16 protein-coding genes and 1 pseudogene are annotated in these 18,194 nt (G+C 63.4%); 8 read left to right on the plus strand and 9 right to left on the minus strand.

Annotation, left to right across the window (positions count from 1 at the left end):
- The first annotated feature begins 58 nt into the window (after window positions 1-58).
- Entirely contained in the window at window positions 59-1,234 is a 1,176-nt protein-coding gene (locus J4G43_RS36335) for an ABC transporter substrate-binding protein (protein WP_208087845.1), read from the plus strand.
- Between the two features lie 27 nt (window positions 1,235-1,261).
- Window positions 1,262-1,717 carry a cupin domain-containing protein gene (locus J4G43_RS36340; protein ID WP_085405775.1) on the plus strand — a complete coding sequence of 152 codons (456 nt, stop codon included), beginning with the start codon at window positions 1,262-1,264 and terminating at the stop codon, window positions 1,715-1,717.
- A gap of 9 nt (window positions 1,718-1,726) precedes the next feature.
- Here the strand turns inward: J4G43_RS36340 and J4G43_RS36345 are convergent, their stop codons facing one another.
- The 3 genes from J4G43_RS36345 to J4G43_RS36355 all read right to left on the minus strand — a co-directional run bounded on the left by J4G43_RS36345 (window position 1,727) and on the right by J4G43_RS36355 (window position 4,848).
- Window positions 1,727-2,977, minus strand: a complete 1,251-nt coding sequence (locus tag J4G43_RS36345) for a flavin-dependent oxidoreductase (protein ID WP_028156622.1) — start codon at window positions 2,975-2,977, stop codon at window positions 1,727-1,729.
- Between the two features lie 241 nt (window positions 2,978-3,218).
- Window positions 3,219-4,055 (minus strand): enoyl-CoA hydratase family protein, encoded by an 837-nt coding sequence (locus J4G43_RS36350; protein ID WP_014493756.1) that lies wholly within the window; start codon window positions 4,053-4,055, stop codon window positions 3,219-3,221.
- A 31-nt stretch (window positions 4,056-4,086) separates the two neighbouring features.
- Window positions 4,087-4,848, minus strand: coding sequence for an SDR family NAD(P)-dependent oxidoreductase (locus tag J4G43_RS36355; RefSeq protein WP_208087846.1), 762 nt, complete (start codon window positions 4,846-4,848; stop codon window positions 4,087-4,089).
- Window positions 4,849-5,058: 210 nt separating this feature from the next.
- Between J4G43_RS36355 and J4G43_RS36360 the strand changes: the two genes are divergently transcribed.
- The 5 genes from J4G43_RS36360 to J4G43_RS36380 are packed head-to-tail and all read left to right on the plus strand — an operon-like array spanning window position 5,059 to window position 10,768.
- The gene (locus J4G43_RS36360; protein ID WP_210387387.1) at window positions 5,059-5,856 is read left to right on the plus strand and encodes an alpha/beta fold hydrolase; all 798 of its coding nucleotides are present in this window, start codon (window positions 5,059-5,061) and stop codon (window positions 5,854-5,856) included.
- Between the two features lie 12 nt (window positions 5,857-5,868).
- On the plus strand, window positions 5,869-7,158 hold the full coding sequence (locus tag J4G43_RS36365; protein ID WP_208087848.1) for an acyl-CoA dehydrogenase family protein: 1,290 nt from the start codon (window positions 5,869-5,871) through the stop codon (window positions 7,156-7,158).
- 2 nt (window positions 7,159-7,160) lie between these two features.
- The gene (locus J4G43_RS36370) at window positions 7,161-8,687 is read left to right on the plus strand and encodes a class I adenylate-forming enzyme family protein (RefSeq protein WP_208087849.1); all 1,527 of its coding nucleotides are present in this window, start codon (window positions 7,161-7,163) and stop codon (window positions 8,685-8,687) included.
- Entirely contained in the window at window positions 8,684-9,772 is a 1,089-nt protein-coding gene (locus J4G43_RS36375; RefSeq protein WP_208087850.1) for an NAD/NADP-dependent octopine/nopaline dehydrogenase family protein, read from the plus strand. Before J4G43_RS36370 ends, J4G43_RS36375 begins: the two co-directional genes overlap by 4 nt.
- A 3-nt stretch (window positions 9,773-9,775) precedes the next feature.
- Window positions 9,776-10,768 (plus strand): 3-hydroxybutyryl-CoA dehydrogenase, encoded by a 993-nt coding sequence (locus J4G43_RS36380; protein ID WP_208087851.1) that lies wholly within the window; start codon window positions 9,776-9,778, stop codon window positions 10,766-10,768.
- Here the strand turns inward: J4G43_RS36380 and J4G43_RS36385 are convergent.
- From J4G43_RS36385 to J4G43_RS36410, 6 genes and pseudogenes are all read right to left on the minus strand, one after another.
- Window positions 10,765-11,811: a 2,5-dihydroxypyridine 5,6-dioxygenase NicX family protein gene (locus J4G43_RS36385; protein WP_028156630.1), complete on the minus strand. Its 1,047-nt coding sequence runs from the start codon at window positions 11,809-11,811 to the stop codon at window positions 10,765-10,767. The two genes, J4G43_RS36380 and J4G43_RS36385, sit on opposite strands and share 4 nt — an antisense overlap.
- A 39-nt stretch (window positions 11,812-11,850) precedes the next feature.
- Window positions 11,851-12,617 (minus strand): annotated as a pseudogene (locus tag J4G43_RS36390) (ABC transporter permease).
- Window positions 12,614-13,399, minus strand: a complete 786-nt coding sequence (locus J4G43_RS36395; RefSeq protein ID WP_208087852.1) for an ABC transporter permease — start codon at window positions 13,397-13,399, stop codon at window positions 12,614-12,616. The pseudogene J4G43_RS36390 and the gene J4G43_RS36395 overlap by 4 nt, the downstream one beginning before the upstream one ends.
- Complete coding sequence (locus tag J4G43_RS36400; protein WP_208087853.1) at window positions 13,396-14,241, minus strand: ABC transporter ATP-binding protein; 846 nt, start codon at window positions 14,239-14,241, stop codon at window positions 13,396-13,398. The genes J4G43_RS36395 and J4G43_RS36400 overlap by 4 nt, the downstream gene beginning before the upstream one ends.
- A 124-nt stretch (window positions 14,242-14,365) precedes the next feature.
- Window positions 14,366-16,060 carry a dihydroxy-acid dehydratase gene (gene ilvD, locus J4G43_RS36405; RefSeq protein WP_208087854.1) on the minus strand — a complete coding sequence of 565 codons (1,695 nt, stop codon included), beginning with the start codon at window positions 16,058-16,060 and terminating at the stop codon, window positions 14,366-14,368.
- 75 nt (window positions 16,061-16,135) lie between these two features.
- Window positions 16,136-17,119, minus strand: coding sequence for an ABC transporter substrate-binding protein (locus J4G43_RS36410; protein ID WP_085405924.1), 984 nt, complete (start codon window positions 17,117-17,119; stop codon window positions 16,136-16,138).
- Window positions 17,120-17,285: 166 nt separating this feature from the next.
- On the opposite strand from J4G43_RS36410, the gene J4G43_RS36415 reads away from it, so the two are divergent.
- Entirely contained in the window at window positions 17,286-18,194 is a 909-nt protein-coding gene (locus tag J4G43_RS36415) for an NAD(P)-dependent oxidoreductase (RefSeq protein ID WP_208087855.1), read from the plus strand.

The raw sequence follows: 18,194 nt of genomic DNA on the forward strand, positions 1-18,194 counted from the left end.
AAGCTTGGATTGGAGTACGCGGCTTGCTGCGCAAGCCCGATCGTCACGGGGACACATCATGAAGACGCAAACGACCTTGGCCGCTGCCGCCCTGCTGCTCGGCACCGCGGTGAGCCCTTCCCTCGCCCAGGAGAAGATCAAGCTGGGCGTGGTCGTGACCCTGTCGGGCCCCGCCGCCGCGCTTGGCCAGCAGGTCCGCGACGGCTTTGCGCTCGCCGTGAAGGATCTCGGCGGGAAGATGGGGGGCCGAGATGTCGAGGTGATCGTCGCCGATGACGAGTTGAAGCCCGACGCAGCGGTCACGAAGGTCAAGGGCCTTCTGGAGCGCGACAAGGTCGACTTCGTGGTGGGCCCGATCTTCTCCAACATCCTCCAGGCGATCCACCGCCCCATTACGGAGTCCAAGACGTTCCTGATCAGCCCCAACGCCGGCCCATCGACTTTCGCCGGTAAGGACTGCAACCCGTTCTTCTATGTGACGTCGTACCAGAACGATCAGGTCCACGAGATCCTCGGCAAGGTGGCGCAGGATCGCGGCTACAAGCGCATGTATCTGATGGTGCCGAACTATCAGGCCGGCAAGGATTCGGTGGCGGGCTTCAAGCTCGACTACAAGGGCGAGATCGTCGAAGAATCCTACATCCCGCTGAACACGCAGGACTTCCAGCCGGAACTTTCCAAGATCTCGTCGCAGAAGCCCGATGCGCTGTTCACGTTCATGCCGGGCGGCCTCGGCGTCAATCTCGTCAAGCAATACCGGCAGGCCGGCCTTGCCGACAGCATTCCGGTGCTCTCGGCTTTCACGGTGGATGAATCGACCTTGCCGGCGCAGCAGGATGCGGCCGTCGGCATGTTTGGCGGCGCGAACTGGGCGCCCAATCTCGACAATCCCCAGAACAAGAAGTTCGTCGCGGCCTATGAAGCCGCCTACAACGTCGTGCCCGGCACCTACGCTTTTCAGGCCTATGACGCCGCGATGCTGATCGACAGCGCGGTCAAGGCCGTGAAAGGCGATCTCTTGAACAAGGATGCGGTTGGGGCTGCGCTGAAGAAGGCCGACTTCACCTCTCTGCGCGGCGCCTTCAAGTTCAACACCAACGGCTATCCGATCCAGGATTTCTATCTGACCAAGGTCGCCAAGCGTGCGGACGGCAAGTTCCAGACCGAGATCGTTCAGAAAGTCTTTGAGAACTATGGCGACCGCTATGCCAAGGACTGCAAGGCGGCAAACTAAGCCGCACCGCATTACGGGAGGACTACAATGAAGAGCGAAATCACCGGCATCACGCGGGCTAATGAAGGGATCCAGGGCATTTCCTGGAACATCCTCGGCCAGACCTATGTGCCGAAGAGCAATACCGAGCACAGCTTCTCCTGGCACGCGACATTGCCGCCGGGCACATTCGTGCCGCCGCACATCCATCCCGACCAGGATGAGTATCTCTACATGCTCGAGGGCAAGCTTGACTTCGTGCTCGGCAATTCGGAGTCGCAGGCGACCCCGGGCGATCTGATCCGCCTCGGCATGGGCGTGCCGCACGGCATCTTCAACAAGTCGGAGCAGACGGCAAAGGTGCTGTTCTGGGTGTCGCCGACCCGCAAGCTGTTCGACCTGTTCTGGGGCCTTCACAACATGAAGGAACAGAAGCCGGAGGACGTGGTGGCGATGGCCGCCGAGTTCAACATCCACTTCCTGCCGCCGCCGCCCGGCGGCTAGGAGCTAGTCTTAAGCGCGCACCGCCGCCAGACCCGGCACGGCGGCGAAGCCGGCCTTGGTGGCATAGCCGCGCACGATCGCCTCGCGCTGGGAATAGCTCAGCACGTTGTCGACGTTGTCGAAGCCATCGGGCGCAAGCTGCTCGACGGCGTCGATGACGCCCTCGGGGCCGCCGCGCCGGTTGGAGCGGACGATGTCAGCGGTCATCGGCAGACGTTTCTTCTCATATTCAAGCAAAGCCTGGCGCGGATGCTCGGCGCGCACCAGCGCATCGGCAAGGCAGCGCGCGTCGAGGATCGCCTGAGATGCGCCATTGGAGCCGACCGGATACATGGGATGCGCGGCGTCACCGAGCAGCGTAACGCGCCCGGACGACCAGTAAGGCAAGGGATCACGGTCGCAGGTCGGATATTCGTAGAATTCCGGCGTTGCCGAGATCAGGCTCTTGACGTCGATATAAGGCACCGAGAAGCGCGCGACATGCGGCATCAACTCCTCGCGCCGGCCGGGCCGCGACCAGTCTTCCTTCCGGGGCGGCGGGGCATTGCCCTCGCCGACCTTCACCAGCACCGCCCAGTTGGTGAGACGGCTCGCCGGACTCGATCCCTCTGCGATCGGATAGATCACCACCTTGGCGTTGAGGCCGCCGGCCACGATCATCGACTTGCCGGTGAGGAACAGCGGCCAATCGCGCGCACCGCGCCATAGCATCAGGCCGTTCCAGCACGGCGGTCCCTCGTTCGGGAACAGCGTATCGCGAACGCGTGAATGGATGCCGTCAGCGCCGATCAGGATATCGCCGCGCGCAGTATGAATGTGCGCGCCCGAGCGGTCGAAGAAATAAGCGGTGACGCCGCCCTCGTCCTGCGTGAAGGCGCCGAGGCGGCAGCCGGTGTGAATTGCCTCCGGCCCGAGCCGCTCCTCGACGGCGCGATGGATGACGCCCTGAAGGCGGCCGCGGTGAATCGAGAATTGCGGCACGTCATGGCCGGCGTCGATGCCGCGGGCCTCGCGCCATACCTCCTGGCCGTGGCGATTGAGGTAATAGAGCTGGTCGGTGCGGATCGCGACGTCGTCGAGCTGCTGGAGGAGACCGAGGCCGGCAAGCTCCCGCATCGCATGCGGCAGCGTGTTGATGCCGACACCGAGCTCGCGGATGGTGTCGGCCTGTTCGAAAATCTCGCACCCGATGCCGCGCGAGCGCAGCATCAATGCCGTGGTGAGACCACCGATACCGCCACCGACGATAATCGCCTTCATCGCCCTTACTCCACTCGAAAATACGCCAGGCAATGGGGCTAAAGTCGCACGGGCGGTCACTCCGCCGCAAGCGGCTTTGTCGCCTCCGCCTTGAGCTCGGCCCGGGTCTTGGGCTTAGCCTTAATTCTCAGCTCCTCGAGATCCCGCCGGTCGCGCACGTTGTTGCGGAAAATCTGATCTTTTCCGGGCAGGTATTGCGGCGCAAGTCACCGTTGCTGGCTTCCCGCAGCAAGTCCGGGGCTCAGTCGCCCCTGAAGACCGGCTTGACCTTGTTGGCGAATGCTTCAAAGGCGCGCTCGAAATCCGCCGTGGTCATGCACAGCGCCTGAGCAACCGCTTCCGCTTCGATCGCCTCTTCAATCGACATCGCCCATTCCATCGCCAGCATCCGCTTGGTCATGGTGTTGCCGAAGGTCGGGCCTTCCGCAACCTGCTTGGCCAGCAACTGCGCCTGGGGCAGCACCTGCTCGGGCGTGACGATGCGGCTGAAGAAGCCCCAGCGCTCGCCCTCCTCCGCCGTCATGAACCGGCCGGTGTAGAGCAGCTCGGAGGCGCGGGACTGTCCGATGATCCGCGGCAGGATCGCACAGGCGCCCATGTCGCAGCCGCCAAGGCCGACCTTGTTGAAGAGGAACGCGACCTTCGCGCCGCTCGCCGCAAGCCGCATATCCGATGCCATCGCGATGATCGCGCCGGCGCCGGCGCAGATGCCTTCGACCGCGGCCACAATGGGTTGAGGGCAGGCCCGCATCGCTTTGACGAGGTCGCCGGTCATCCGCGTGAAAGCGGTCAGCCCCTTGGTGTCCATCTTCACGAGCGGGCCGATGATCTCGAACACATCGCCGCCGGACGAGAAGTTACCGCCGGCGCCGGTGACGATGATGGCCTTGACTGCATCATCGAAAGCGCAGGCGCGGAAGAAATCCGTCAGTTCCCGATAGCTCTCGAAGGTCAGTGGATTCTTCCGCTCGGGACGGTTGAGCGTCACCGTGGCAACGCTGTCGACCACCGCCAGCAGGAAGTGCTGCGGCGAATAATCCGCGAGCGGCACGGTCACAGGATTGGCTGGTCTGCTCATGCGATCTCCTAACTATGTTTGTTCCGCGCTACTAGATTTCGCCGCCTGCGACTGCAATCGCCTGCCCGGTGATCGCACCAGCGCCTTCGCCGCACAACCAAAGCACTGCGTCAGCCACCTCTTGAGGCGTGATCAGCCGTCCCTGCGGATTGTGCTTCGCGAGCTCGGCGATCGCCTGCTCGCGGCTCCTGCCGGTCTTCTTCATGATGTTTTCAATGCTGCCGGCGACCAGATCGGTGTCGGTGAAGCCCGGACACACCGCATTCACAGTCACATTGCTTCCGGCCGTCTCGAGGGCAAGAGAGCGCACGAGACCGACGACGGCGTGCTTCGCCGCCGTATACGCGCTGACATAGGCGTAGCCCTTGAGCCCTGCCGTCGAGGCAATCGCGACGATGCGGCCATAGGGACGATCCTTCATGCCCGGCAGAACGCCCTGGATGGCATGGACAACGCCCATGAAATTGACGTCCATCATGCGCGCAAACAGGGCAGCGTCCGATTTCGCGAACGGCGCGGATTCTGCACTTCCCGCGTTGGCGATCAGGATGTCGATCGGCTTTCGCGCGCTCGCTTCAGCGATAGCGGCTTTCAGTGATAATTCGTTCGAGACGTCGGCGATCGCAGCAAAATGCGCGGCACCTGCGCCGACCGCCTCTTCTAGAACAGCGACGTTCCGGCCGAGCACCGTCACGGTTGCGCCTGCTCCGACAAGAGAGGCTGCGACGGCGCGGCCGATGCCGCGACCGCCACCGGTCACGAGCGCGTGCGGCGAGTGCGGCAATCCGGACATGCGCTGGCTCCTTGGCTCTGCTGATCGTTCCTCGATATATTTTAACCTTCAAGTTTTTGCAACGAAGCTGCCGTAGCGCCGCGAACGCCTTCGCGCGAGAGACCGGCCCGAAAATTGCTTTAAGTATAAAATTATCGCTTCCCATCCCCTACAGGCCTGTTAGCATCGACCGGCCGAGCAAAAGGATGTCGCGTGTCGCAGCCTGCGCCAATGATAACAAAAGACGGCCGCTTCGCCTATGAAGCCGCGGGCGATCCGGACGCGACACCCCTGATTTTCCTGCATGGCATTGGCGGCGCGGCACGGGCCTGGCGGCAACAGCTTGCGAGATTCAGCACCCAGTTCCGCGCGATTGCATGGGACATGCCGGGCTACGGCGGATCGGCGCCGCTCGCCAGCGTCAGCATCGCGGCCCTTGCCGATGCGCTCCAGCAATTCATTGAGCAGCTTGGTGCAACCAAGCCAATTCTGGTCGGCCATTCGATCGGTGGCATGATCGTCCAGAAATGGCTGGCGCAATCCCCGAAACTGGCCCGCGCGGTCGTCCTTGCGCAGACCAGCCCGGCCTTCGGCAAGGCCGATGGCGATTGGCAGAAATCGTTCATCGCGGCGCGGCTTGGGCCGCTCGATCGCGGCGAGACCATCAAGTCGCTGGCTCCCTCCCTGGTGAAGGAGCTTGTCGGCGACGATCCCGATCCGAAGGGAATGGAGCTTGCGCGCGAGTGCATGGCAAGCGTGCCCGAGGCGAGCTATCGCGCCATGATGCTGGCTTTGATGGGCTTCGATCAGCGCAGCACACTCAAGGACATTTCCGTCCCGACGCTGTTGCTGTCCGGCTCCAAGGACAACAATGCGCCTGCCCCCATGATGGCAAAGACAGCAACATTCATTCCCTCTGCCGAATATGTCGAGCTGGCTGGTGTCGGCCATCTCGCCAACCTTGAACGCGCTGACGCGTTCGACGAAGCCCTCGGCCAGTTCCTGAATTCCGTCGCGACCAAAACGTAGGGTGGCTGCGCAATGACCATGCAAGTCAGAAAGAACATCGGCGCAACCGACAAGGTCGCGCTGGATACGCCGATCTTCGATCCCGTCGCATTCCGCCTGAACGACGAGCAGGCCGGCATCATCGCGCGCGCCCGCGAGATCGGCCAGAGCGTGTTCGCTGGTCGCGCGGCGACTTACGATCGCGAGGCGATCTTCCCGACAGAGAATTATCGCGACCTGCATCGCGTCGGCCTGCTCGGCATCGCGGTGCCCAAGAAGCATGGCGGGCTCGGCGCGAACTATCAAACTTACGCACTGGCGGCAGCGGAAATCGGCCGCTATTGCGGCGCGACCGCCCTCACCTGGAACATGCACGTCTGCTCGACCCTGTGGTCAGGTCCGCTCGCCGACGATCTCGACATGGACGCGGAGACCCGCGCCGAGCACGAGCGGCGGCGCGCGGTTCATTACAAGCGTATCGTCGAGGATGGCGCGATCTACTCGCAGCCCTTTTCCGAGGGCGGAGCGGCCGCGGCCGGCGGCGTCGCGTTCGGCACGGAAGCAAAGCCCGTAAAGGGCGGTTGGATCGTCAACGGCAAGAAGATCTTTGCATCGCTGTCCGGTCATGCCGACTACTACGGCGTGCTCTGCACCGAGATGGAGGAGGGCGAAAAAGCCTCGCGCCGCAACACCCTTTACCTCGCGATCTCCGCGAAATCGGACGGTGTCTCGGTAGTCGGCGACTGGGATCCGCTCGGCATGCGCGGCACAGTCTCTCGCACGCTGCTGTTCAAGGATGTGTTCGTCCCTGAGGATTCCGCGCTGATGCCGCGCGGCGTCTATTTCCAGGCGGCGATGCGCTGGCCTCACATGTTCCTGACGCTGTCGCCGACCTATATGGGCCTGGCGCAAGCCGCCTATGATTTCACCGTGCGCTATCTTCGCGGCGAGGTACCGGGCATGCCGCCGGTCAAGCGCCGGATGTACCCGACCAAGCAGATCGCGGTCGCGCAGATGCAGATCAAGCTCGAGCAGATCAAGGCGATCTGGTTCCAGGCCGTCACCGAGGCCCACGCCAATCCAAGCAAGGAGCAGGTGCTGCGCGCCTATGCCGCGCAATATTCGGTGATGGAGGGCGCCAATGAGCTCGCCGCGCTCGCGATCCGCACCTGCGGCGGTCAGGCCATGCTCCGCTCGCTGCCGCTGGAGCGCATCTATCGCGACAGCCGCTGCGGCTCGCTGATGCTGCCCTGGACCGCCGAGCTCTGCCTCGACCGGATCGGGCGCGAGGCGCTGTACGAGGCCGGTGAAACGGACGACTGACCGTGGACCTCTGTAGTCTGATCGATCGCAACGCGGCGTTCGCGCCAGACAAGACGGCGATCGCCTTCGAGGGTGAGCGGCTGAGCTACGCCGCACTCGCCGCGCGCATCGAACGGACCGCCACGGCGTTGAAGCAGGAGCTCGGCGTCGGCCGAGGCGACCGCGTCGCAATCCTGAGCCTGAACCGGCCGGACTATCTGGTTCTGCTCTACGCATGCGCGCGACTTGGTGCGATGCTGGTGCCGCTGAACTGGCGGCTGGCGGTTGCCGAGCAGCGCTTCATTCTCACCGATGCGGGCGCAAAGGTCCTGGTACTCGAGCAGGCATTTGCCGGAGTTCTCCCGGAGCTTGCGCCGGGGACGGCCGTCATCGGCCTCGATTTCGCGCCGTCGCGGGGCGTGACATTCGAAGACCTGCTGGCTCGCAGCGAAGGCGGCGGCCGCAATCCGCACACTGATCTCTCCTGCCCGCTGCTCGTCGTCTACACGTCTGGAACGACGGGACGGCCGAAGGGCGCTCTTCTGCGGCAAGAAGCCTTGTTCTGGAATGGCGTCATGAGCCAGCACATGCACAACATGACGTCAGGTGATCGCGTGCTGACGGTGCTGCCATTCTTCCATGTCGGCGGCCTCAACATCCAGACCACGCCGGCGCTGCAGCTTGGTGCGACCGTCACAATCCACGCCCGCTTCACGCCAGATACTGCGCTCGCGGCCATTGAACGGGAACGACCGACCCTGACAGTGATGGTGCCTGCAATCCTCCAGGCCGTGAGCGAGCATCCCGCCTGGACAACGACCGATCTCTCGTCGCTCAAAGCCGCCTCGACCGGCTCGACCATCGTGCCACCGCACCTGATCGATCGCTTCGTGGCGCGCGATGTTCCGGTGCTTCAGGTTTATGGATCGACGGAAACTTGCCCCATCGCAGTCTACACCCGGCTTGGCGGCGATCTTTCGCGCGCGGGATCGACTGGACTTGCCGGCCTGTGCTGCGAAGCGAAGGTGATCGATCAGGCCGGCAATGAGGTCCCTGCGGGTACGCCGGGCGAAATCGCCGTGCGCGGGCCCAACGTGTTTTTCGAATATTGGGGCAATGCGGATGCCACGCACGATGCGCTGCACGACGGTTGGTATCGCACCGGCGATATCGGCCTGTGCGATGCCGACGGGTATTTCTGGGTCCGCGACCGCAAGAAGAATGTGATCATTTCCGGCGGCGAGAACGTCTATCCGGCCGAGGTCGAGCGCGTCCTGCTCGAACATCCCGATGTCAGCGAATGCGCCGTGATCGGCCGGCCGGACCCGCGCTGGGACGAGGTGCCGATCGCCTATGTCATCGGGCGGTCCGGCTCCCGGCTCGAAGTGGACGAGCTGAGAGCGCATCTTCAGACGCAGCTCGCCCGTTACAAGGTTCCGCGCGACATCGTCTTCGTCGACGACCTGCCGCGCACGGCACTGGGCAAGGTCCAGCATTTCCTGCTGAAGCAGCTTGATGCGCAGTCGCGCGCGCAAGGAGAAGCATCTTGAAGATTGCAGTTCTGGGTGGGGGAAACGGCTCTTTCGCGGCCGCGGGCGATTTTGCGCTGTCGGGGCATGAGGTCCGGCTCTGGCGCCGCGACACCGATCAGGTGACGGCGCATCGCGCGGCCGGCTCGCGCATCCTGGTGAAGGATCATAATGGCCGGCACGATGTGAAGCTCGCGCTGGTGACGACCGACATCGCCGAAGCAATTGATGGCACCGAGCTGATTCTGTGTCCCGCCCCTGCCTTCGCGCAGCCGGACATTGCTCGCTTGCTCGTTCCGCATCTGCGGGACGGCCAGGTCGTGTTCCTGCCGCCCGCCACATTCGGCTCTATGATCTTCGCCCAAGCCGCGCGGGATGCCGGAAACCACGCCAAGGCAAGTTTTGCCGAGACCGGCACGCTGCCTTGGCTGACCCGCAAGCACGGGCCGTTCGAGGTCGCGATTACCATCCGCGCCAAGCGGTTGCCGGTCGGCGTGTTTCCGCTCGATCGGGCCGCGCATGCAATCGAAGTGATCGGACGCGCTTTCCCTGATGCGATCGAGCCCTGCGGCGATGCGCTCTCCGGCGCGCTGATGAATGCTGGGCCCATTATTCACCCGCCGCTGATCGTGATGAACGCGGGCCCGATCGAGCATTTCGAACGATGGGACATCCACAAGGAAGGAACGCAGGCCGCGATCCGCCGGGTGACCGACGCGCTCGACGCAGAACGGATCGCGGTGCGCGAAGCGCTTGGCTATGGCGCACCGCATTTCCCGCTGGCCCACCACTACGCCAAGGAGGGCGAGATCTGGATGTATGGCCGTGGCTCGCACGACCGGCTGACCGATTCCGGCGACTGGCGCGAGCGGATCGTGCTGACCGAGCACCGCTATATGCGTGAGGATCTGCGGCTTGGGCTGTCGCTGCTGGTCTCCGCCGCCGCCCTGGCGGGCACGCCCACACCGTTGGCCAAGGCCTTTCTGGCCATCGGCGGTGCGATTTGCGGCGAGGATTTTGCGCAGCGCGGCCGAACGCTCGAGACACTGGGGCTTGGCAATCTCGGCAAAGCCGAGCTCCAGGCGCTTCTTCGCAGGGGATTTTGACCGATGACCAGCCGCGCCAACATTGCCTGCCTCGGGGCCGGCCGCATGGGGCGCGGCATCGCCGTCGCGTTCGCCTACGCAGGGCATATGGTCACGATGATCGACATCAAGGGCCGTTCCGCGGAAGATTTCGCCAAGCTGGAGGCGGACGCGCTCGACGAAGTCAGGAAGACCTTTGCCAGCCTGTCGAAGCTGGGACTGCTGACCGAGGCAGATGTCGATCCGCTTATCGCACGGGTCTCGGTGCTACCAGCCAGCCGAAGCGGCGCAGCGTTGTCCGGCGCCGGAATGGTTTTCGAGGGCGTTCCGGAGGTCGTCGAGCTCAAGCGCGAGGTGCTGGGGGCGGCTTCAAAACAAGTCGGCCCTGATACGATCATCGCTTCGACCACGTCGACCATCCTCGTCGACGATCTCTCCGGTGCAATCGTGAACCCTCGCCGCTTCCTCAATGTGCACTGGCTCAATCCGGCCTATCTGATCCCCCTGGTCGAGATTTCGCCCGGCAAAGCCACCGATCCCGCCATCATCGATGAGGTCAAGGCGCTGCTCGAAGCCATCGGAAAGGTCCCCGTGGTCTGCGCGGCGACGCCCGGCTTCATCGTCCCGCGCATCCAGGCGCTGGCGATGAACGAGGCCGCACGCATGGTCGAGGAAGGCGTCGCCAGCGCCGAGGAGATCGACAAAGCGATCCGTTACGGCTTTGGCTTCCGCTATGCCGTGCTCGGACTGCTCGAGTTCATCGACTGGGGCGGCGGCGACATCTTATACTACGCCAGCCGGTATCTCGAAGGCGCGCTCGGCAGCGACCGCTATCGCGCGCCGGACGTCATTTCCCGCAATATGCAAGAAGGCCGCATCGGCTTGCGAACGGGTGCCGGCTTCCTCGATTATTCAGGCATGGACGTCGACGCCTATCGCGTTAAGCGGCTTCAGGCCATGGTCGACCTGCTCCGGCATTTCGGCCTGGCGCGCCCACCGGTCCTCGACCGCAGCTAGCCGAAGACGTCCTGCAGCACGCCTTCGCGAACGACCGCGACGCCGTCGAGTTCGATCGTCGTTCCCATCATCGGCAAATCAAAGTGGCCCGCCGTGTAGCGGCCGGCAAATTCGTTCGCGCCGGTCGAGAACAGGAAATTGCCGGAGACGGCACGAATTTCAGTGCCGTTGGTGTCGCGCTGGTCATACATCGAGAGGGCTTCGTAGCGGGCCCCCGGATTCATGCCGAAACCGACATGCGAGACCGCATAGGCCTCGCGATCGCCCCACGCCGCGAGATAGGCGCGCATCATCGCCGCATCCGTGCCCTCGCCCTCCAGCTCGACAACATAATCGTCCTTCAGCGTCATTTTCACCGGGGACGCCAGGTAGCGCTTGAAGGTCAGATTGATGTCACCGGGGGCCATCACCAGGGTCCCGTTGATCGTTCCGCTCTTGGGAAAGCTAACCACAATGCCACCCGGCCAGTGCGCCAGCGTGCCCGGCTTGTCGGTCCAGCCCCACACGCCGACCGTGGACGCACCGACCATGTCAACGTCGAGCGCCGTGCCGGCTTTCGATGTCACGCGCATCCGCTTCGTCCCACGCAACAACTTCGCCGCCGCGCGAACGCGCTTCTCGAGCGCGGGATCCGGCACCATCCGCTCCAGCGCTTCCGGGTGTTCGTTGGAGATCACCAGTATCCGCGCGCCGGCCTTGAGGATTTCCGGCGTTTCCACCGCATGCATCAAGCCCTCGATGGTGCAATCTACCACAAAGCCGGCCTGCTGGAGTGCGGTGATGACCGGACCAAGCCGCTGGATTGCCTCGCTTGCCCCGGTCGAGCGAACCGGCACGATATTCCGGTTACGCGGCGTCGGCATCACCACATGAAACGGCCGCGCGCCCATCCGCAGCAGGGCGAGCTCCGCCAAATGAACGTTCAGGGCACGCGATTGGGTTTCCGAGAGGATCGCCGCGGTGTCGCCGGCCTTGACGGCGCAGCGCTCAAAGATCTCGCAAAACGCGTCGATCCATTTTGCCTCGATGCGATCCGCCAGCATGGTCCACTCCCGGTCTTCTGGTTTCTTTGTTCAGTCAGATCACGCTTCGGGGAAGCCCCGCAAGAGATACGATCGCAGGGCACCCAGCAAGCCGTTCAGGATCAACCCCAGCAGCGAGATCGTGATCAGTGGTACGAACATGTCGACGCCCTGAAAGGTTCGGGCCGCCGTCACCAGCACATGCCCCAACCCGTCCGTCGACGTGATCATTTCGGCCAGAAACACCACGATGCAGGAAATGACAAGGCCGATCCGGCAGCCGGTCAGGATCGAAGGCATCGCTGCCGGCAAAACCACCTTGAACAAGATCTCATAGCGCGGCGTTCCCGCCGCCATGGCCGACCAGATCAGCTTCTGCTCCACAGCCGATGCGCCGTAGTAGGTGGACAGCAGAATGGGAAAGAGAGCGTCCGCCGCCACCAGCGTGATCTTCGATCCGTGGCCGAAGCCGAGCAGAAGCAGCAGCGCCGGATAAAGTGCGACTTTAGGCAACGGCGCCAACACGCGCACGATTGGCCGAACCACGGCATTGATCGTTGGATTGGCGGCCGCGGCGATGCCAATACTTACGCCGAGCACGACCGCAATCGCAAAGCCGGCAAACAGCCGGATCAGGGTCGCCGCGATCTCCTGCTGAAACGTCCACGTCACGAGTTGCTGGAGCAACTGCTGAAGACATATCCCGGCGGTGGCAGCAAGACCACAGGCGCAAAGCCGAATGATACGAGGCCTTGCCACACCGCGATCACCAGCACAATTGGCACGAGCCCAAGAACGACGTTTGCTGAGAGAAGACGCGATGTCATGAGAAGCTCAGCGGCATGTCGAACTGAGGCTCGGACCAGCGCACCAGCCGTGCGCGGACCCGCTCGAAAATAGCATCGAGGCAAATTCCCATCGCCCCCACGATGATGATCATCGCGAAGACGGTGTCGTATTGGCCCATGTCCAAAGCGTTGAACAGAATGTTGCCGGCGCCGGACTGGCGGGCGATCATCTCGCTGGTGATCATCGTGATCAGCGCCAGCACGAGACCGGTGCGACATCCGGTCAGTATCTCCGGCAATGCCGCCGGCAGCACGATCCGCACCAGCCGTTGCAGCGGTGACAGTCCCATCGCTGCGCCTGACCACAGCATCTTCTCTTCGACGGCTTGGGCGCCCTCAAAGCTGTGATAGATCACGGGGAGGCTGACGCCGAGGAAGATCACAAGCGTCTTCGTGATGTCCCCGACGCCCAGCCAAAGCATGATGATCGGCATCAGCGCCGCTTTCGGCACCGGATAGATCACCATTAGAAGCGGGTTGAAGAAGGCCGCGACGGCGCGGCTACGCCCCATCAACAGACCCAGCGGGATCGAAACCAGCACGGCTACACCGAACCCGATCGCCATGCGGCGAAGCGAGGCCAGGATGTTGATCAGCGACTCCTTGTCGCCAAGGATGTCCGGGATCGCGCGGATCGCCTCGATCGCCGTCGGAAAACTGTCATTCTTCAGCGCGAGCGACGCGACCTGCCACACCGCCAGCAGCCCGATGCAAGCGAACACCGGGGCGGCACGTCTGGCGGCGGCAGCAGGCGATATCATGACGGCGATCCGGTCTCGTCGACCTCGTCGAACATGCGCTCGATGTCGACGACGTATTTCTGATAGCGCGGATCGAGCAACAGCTCGTTGCGGCGACGCGGCCGAGGCAGATCGATGTCGATCACCTGCCGAATGCGGCCGGGAGATTTCGACATCATCACGACCTTGTCCGACAGGAACACGGCCTCGTCGACCGAATGGGTCACGAACAGCACCGTCTTGCGGTCGCGCTCCCAGATGTTCAGGAGATCATTCTGGAGACGTGTACGGGTGTGCGCGTCGAGCGCGCCGAACGGCTCGTCCATTAGCAGAACTTCAGGGTGGTAAGCCAAAGTCCGGGCCAGCGCGACGCGCTGCTTCATGCCACCCGAGAGCTCCTTGGGATAAAAGTTCTCATAGCCTTTGAGGCCGACCATCTCGATCAAGGCCCGGCTCTGTGCTCCGGCCTCGGTGGCAGGCATACCTTGCTGGCGCGGGCCATACATCACATTGCCCAGCACCGTCTTCCAGGGAAACAGAGCGAACTCCTGAAACACCGGTCCGCGATCCGGACCCGGCCCCGTGATCGTCTGTCCCTTCATCCTCGCCACACCGCTGGTCGGGCTGACGAAGCCGCCGACGATATAAAGAAGTGTCGACTTGCCGCAGCCGGACGGACCAAGGATGGCGACGAAGGCTCCTTCCTCGATCGTCAGCGAGATGTCCGATAGCGCCAAATGATCCTTGCGCGCCGAGGTCTGGAAAACCTGGGAGACGCGGTCGATCTCGATGATCGCAGAAGCCGGCCTTTGTGGCGTCACCGGATTCACCCATTCGCTCGATCTCGAAGGCACTACCCTCATTCCGTCTCTCACTTGATTCACGCGCGAATGTCACGCAACCGATCCGCTGATGTCCTCCATCAGCTGATCGAGCTTAGCAAGAAACTTGCCAGACAGGCGGTCATTCTCGCCCGGGAGCGGCGCATCATTCGAACCAAGGCCATTCTGCAGGGCCCTCATGTGTCACGGCTCCGCCCGGCGCCTGTCCGACCAGCCGCGCATACTTTGCGAGCGCACCTGCACGGTGACGGGGCGGCCTCGGCTTCCAATCGCGTCGGCGCGCCGTGAGTTCCTGCTCGTCGACCAGCATATCCATCCGCCGGTTTGCGGCATCGATCCGGATCCTGTCGCCGTCGCGAACAAGCGCCAACGGACCGCCGACAAACGCTTCGGGGGACACGTAGCCGATGCACATGCCGCGAGTAGCGCCGGAGAACCGTCCATCGGTGATCAGGGCCACTTTCTCGCCCATACCCTGGCCGTATATCAGCGCGGTAACGCCGAGCATCTCGCGCATGCCCGGGCCGCCGACTGGCCCTTCATTGCGGATCACCAGCACCTCGCCGGCCGTGTAGGCGCGGTCACGGACCGCTTTGACACATGCCTCCTCATCTTCGAAGACGCGCGCAACGCCCTCGAAGTGCTGACTCTTTAAACCTGCGACCTTGATCACCGCACCGTCTGGACAGAGATTGCCCTTCAGAACCGCCACGCCACCATCAGGCATGATCGGCGCACGAGACGCGTAAACGACTTCACCATCGGGAGCGTTGGCCGCGCCATATTCTTCGGCGAGCGTGCGCCCCGTGACGGACAAGCAGCTCCCATCGATGTGCCCGCTCTGGATCAACTCGCGGATCACGACGGCCGCGCCGCCGATGTCGTAGACATCCTTCGCAGTGTACTTGCCGCCCGGCCGCAAGTTTCCAATCAGCGGCGTCCTGGCAAAGACCTTGCCGACGTCATCAATCGTGAATGCGATCCCGGCCTCATTCGCGATCGCCGGCAGATGCAGCGCTGCGTTGGTCGAGCCGCCCGTGGCGGCAACAATCGCCGCGCCGTTCTCGAGGGATTTCCGAGTCACGAGGTCGCGCGGCAGCGGGCCGCCACGTTCCAGCATCTCCATCACCAGTCGCCCGGCGCGGCGCGAGATCTGTGCACGTTCGGCATAGACACCGGGTACCATCGAGACGTTGGGAATGGTCAGCCCCATCGCCTCCGACACCATCCCCATCGTATTCGCGGTAAACTGGCCGGCGCACGCGCCAATGGTCGGCAGGCAGGCGCGCTCGATCCGCTCGAGCGTGGCGCCGTCGATCTCTCCGGTCATGAAGCTGCCGACAGCTTCATAGGAGTCGAGCACCGTGAGAGTCCGCCCGTCCACCCGGCCCGGCAGCGAACTGCCGCCGTAGATGAAAATGGACGGTACGTTGCAACGAACCATACCCATCATCACGCCGGGAAGCGTCTTGTCGCATCCGCCGTACCCGATCAGCGCGTCATAGGCGAGACCATGAACGACGGCTTCGATCGAATCGGCAATCAGCTCGCGTGAAAAGAGAGAAAACTTCATTCCCTCGTGATTCATGCTGATGCCGTCGGAGACCGACACGGTGGAGAATTCGCGCGGCGTGCCACCAGCCTCCTCGATTCCCGTCTTGGCCGCGGCCACCTGGAAGTCGTGGGTCATATTGCAGGGCGTCTGCTCGCCCTTCATGCTGACGACGCCCACCATCGGCTTGGCGATCGCTGCGTCGTCGAGCCCCATTGCGCGCATGAAAGCGCGGTGCGGGGCCCGGTCGAGGCCGTCAGTCGAGACCCGTGATCGCAACTTCTTCATGCGCGCATCTTTTTCATGCAACGTCCGGGATGATCCGGGACGCCGCGCCCCTTGTTCGGACAATTCGCCCGTTGCCTATTCCAGCGGCGCGACGATCGTCGCGTGCTTGAACTGCATGGCATCCAGCTTCGGCAGCATTCCGGTCTCCGCGTAGATGTCCAGCATCTTCTGGATCGCGGGGAAGTTCGGCGCCGCACCTGGATCGCGGCCGAAATCGTTGTCCTTGAGCAGATAGGTCTCGAGCACCGGAATAGGCGCCTTCAGAACCTCATTCACGACCTTTAGCGTCTCTTCGCGGTTGGCCAGCGCTTTCTTCATACCTGAGGTAATGTCACGCACGTAGGCCTTCACCAAGTCGGGGTTCTTGTCGACGAAATCAGCGCGGCAGGCTTCCAGGATGTGCACGATGTTCGGCATCGCCTGCGACAATGAGAACAGCTTTCTTGTGCCACCCTTCGCCTCCGCACGTGCGGCAAAGGGCTGGTTCATGTTGACCGCGTCGACACGGCCCTGGCGCAGCGCATCTTCGGAGACGGCAAAGCCGACCTCGACCAGCTTGATGTCCTTGGCCGGATCGACGCCATTCTGCTTGAGCAACAGGTTGAAGGGGCCTTGCGTGCCACCGCCGATCACGGAAATGCCGACCGTCTTGCCCTTGAGATCGGCGATCGTCTTGATCGGCGAGTCATCCATCACCGCCCAATAGACCGAGAAACCGCCGGGCTTCTCGAAGACGTGCTGCGCCACGATGTAGGCCTTGAGATTGCCGCCGACCACACCGTTGGCCAGCGAGAGCGGCGCTTGCGTCGCGCAATCCAGCGCGCCGGCCGCCAATGCCTGCGTCATCGGCGCGGTGCCCTGAAATTGGGTCCATTCGATGTTGTAGGCCTTGCCGATATTGGGAAACTCAGCTGGCCTGCGCATCATCCAGTACTTGGATTCCTCGGCCGGGATGGTCCAGCCGACGCGAATGGTCTGCTGTGCCCATGACGGGGCTGCCCCCGCGCTCGCAGCCGCGGCCGCTCCCAAAGCCAGGATCCACTTCGAAACGGTTCGCATCGTGCCCACTCCGCTGCTCCGGCGCCGACCAGCGCCGCCCAACCCGACCACTCAAATGTTTCATGGTTCAAACAATCAGGCAAGCCATGCGAGCCGGACGGTTTCGCTGTCCGACCTGCAATGTATGGTAAGGCGGCGTTTGCGCTGCGACAGAAGGAGGCAACCTATGGCTGATGCGAGCAAGACAAACCCGCAGGGCGTCGAGAGGCTCGGCTATCTCGGCCTTGGACTGATGGGAACGCCGATGACCCGGCGCCTGCTCACAGCCGGCCATCAGGTCGCTGTCTGGAATCGTTCGGAGGGCAAGGTCGCTCCGCTCGTCGCGGCCGGCGCCAGGCGCGCAGCCACGCCCCGCGACATGTTGACGAACGCGGATATCGTCTTCATGTGCGTGACCGATGCCGCCGCCGTCGAAGAGGTAATCTTCGGACCCGAGGGTCTTGCAGCGGCTTCCGGCGCAGGCAGGCTCGTCGTCGACTTCTCGTCGATCCATCCCGACGCCGCACGCGATCTTGCAGCGAGGCTGAAAGACGCGAATGGCGCGGGCTGGATAGATGCGCCGGTGTCCGGCGGCACCAAGGGCGCAGAGGAAGGCACGCTCGCCATCATGGCCGGCGGAGAAGCTGCTGACATCGAGCGGGCACGGCCCTATGTGCTGCACATGGCACGCAGGTTCACCCACATGGGCCCGATCGGGGCTGGCCAAACCACAAAACTCTGCAACCAGGTGATCGTCGGATGCGCGATGGCCGTTCTGGCGGAAGCAACGCGCCTTGCCTCGAATGCGGGGATTGACGCAGGCCGGCTGCCCGAAGCGCTCGCCGGCGGCTTTGCGGATTCCATCCCGCTTCAGCTCTTCGTGCCGCGCATGGTCCAGGGCATCCACTCGCCGCCGCTTGGCCATATCGCGACAATGCTCAAGGATCTCGACACGGTCGCCGATGTCGCCCAGGCGACGTCAACGCCGGTGCCGATGGCGCCCCTCGCGGGACAGATATTCAGGCTGGCCAAGGCTGCACGCGGCGCCGACGCAGACGCTTTGGAAATCTACAAGCTCTCGGCAACAGACCGCTGA

Origin of the sequence: Bradyrhizobium barranii subsp. barranii, assembly GCF_017565645.3 — a bacterium.
Taxonomy (GTDB): Bacteria; Pseudomonadota; Alphaproteobacteria; order Rhizobiales; family Xanthobacteraceae; genus Bradyrhizobium; species Bradyrhizobium barranii.

Excerpts from the sequence above, each read along its gene's own strand:
- J4G43_RS36400 (WP_208087853.1), bottom strand. The coding sequence starts at position 14,241 with ATGAGGGTAGTGCCTTCGAGATCGAGCGAATGGGTGAATCCGGTGACG.
- J4G43_RS36360 (WP_210387387.1), top strand. The coding sequence starts at position 5,059 with ATGATAACAAAAGACGGCCGCTTCGCCTATGAAGCCGCGGGCGATCCG.
- J4G43_RS36350 (WP_014493756.1), bottom strand. The coding sequence starts at position 4,055 with ATGAGCAGACCAGCCAATCCTGTGACCGTGCCGCTCGCGGATTATTCG.
- J4G43_RS36365 (WP_208087848.1), top strand. The coding sequence starts at position 5,869 with ATGACCATGCAAGTCAGAAAGAACATCGGCGCAACCGACAAGGTCGCG.
- J4G43_RS36335 (WP_208087845.1), top strand. The coding sequence starts at position 59 with ATGAAGACGCAAACGACCTTGGCCGCTGCCGCCCTGCTGCTCGGCACC.
- J4G43_RS36355 (WP_208087846.1), bottom strand. The coding sequence starts at position 4,848 with ATGTCCGGATTGCCGCACTCGCCGCACGCGCTCGTGACCGGTGGCGGT.
- J4G43_RS36345 (WP_028156622.1), bottom strand. The coding sequence starts at position 2,977 with ATGAAGGCGATTATCGTCGGTGGCGGTATCGGTGGTCTCACCACGGCA.
- J4G43_RS36415 (WP_208087855.1), top strand. The coding sequence starts at position 17,286 with ATGGCTGATGCGAGCAAGACAAACCCGCAGGGCGTCGAGAGGCTCGGC.
- J4G43_RS36340 (WP_085405775.1), top strand. The coding sequence starts at position 1,262 with ATGAAGAGCGAAATCACCGGCATCACGCGGGCTAATGAAGGGATCCAG.
- J4G43_RS36385 (WP_028156630.1), bottom strand. The coding sequence starts at position 11,811 with ATGCTGGCGGATCGCATCGAGGCAAAATGGATCGACGCGTTTTGCGAG.
- J4G43_RS36380 (WP_208087851.1), top strand. The coding sequence starts at position 9,776 with ATGACCAGCCGCGCCAACATTGCCTGCCTCGGGGCCGGCCGCATGGGG.
- J4G43_RS36395 (WP_208087852.1), bottom strand. The coding sequence starts at position 13,399 with ATGATATCGCCTGCTGCCGCCGCCAGACGTGCCGCCCCGGTGTTCGCT.
- ilvD (WP_208087854.1), bottom strand. The coding sequence starts at position 16,060 with ATGAAGAAGTTGCGATCACGGGTCTCGACTGACGGCCTCGACCGGGCC.
- J4G43_RS36410 (WP_085405924.1), bottom strand. The coding sequence starts at position 17,119 with ATGCGAACCGTTTCGAAGTGGATCCTGGCTTTGGGAGCGGCCGCGGCT.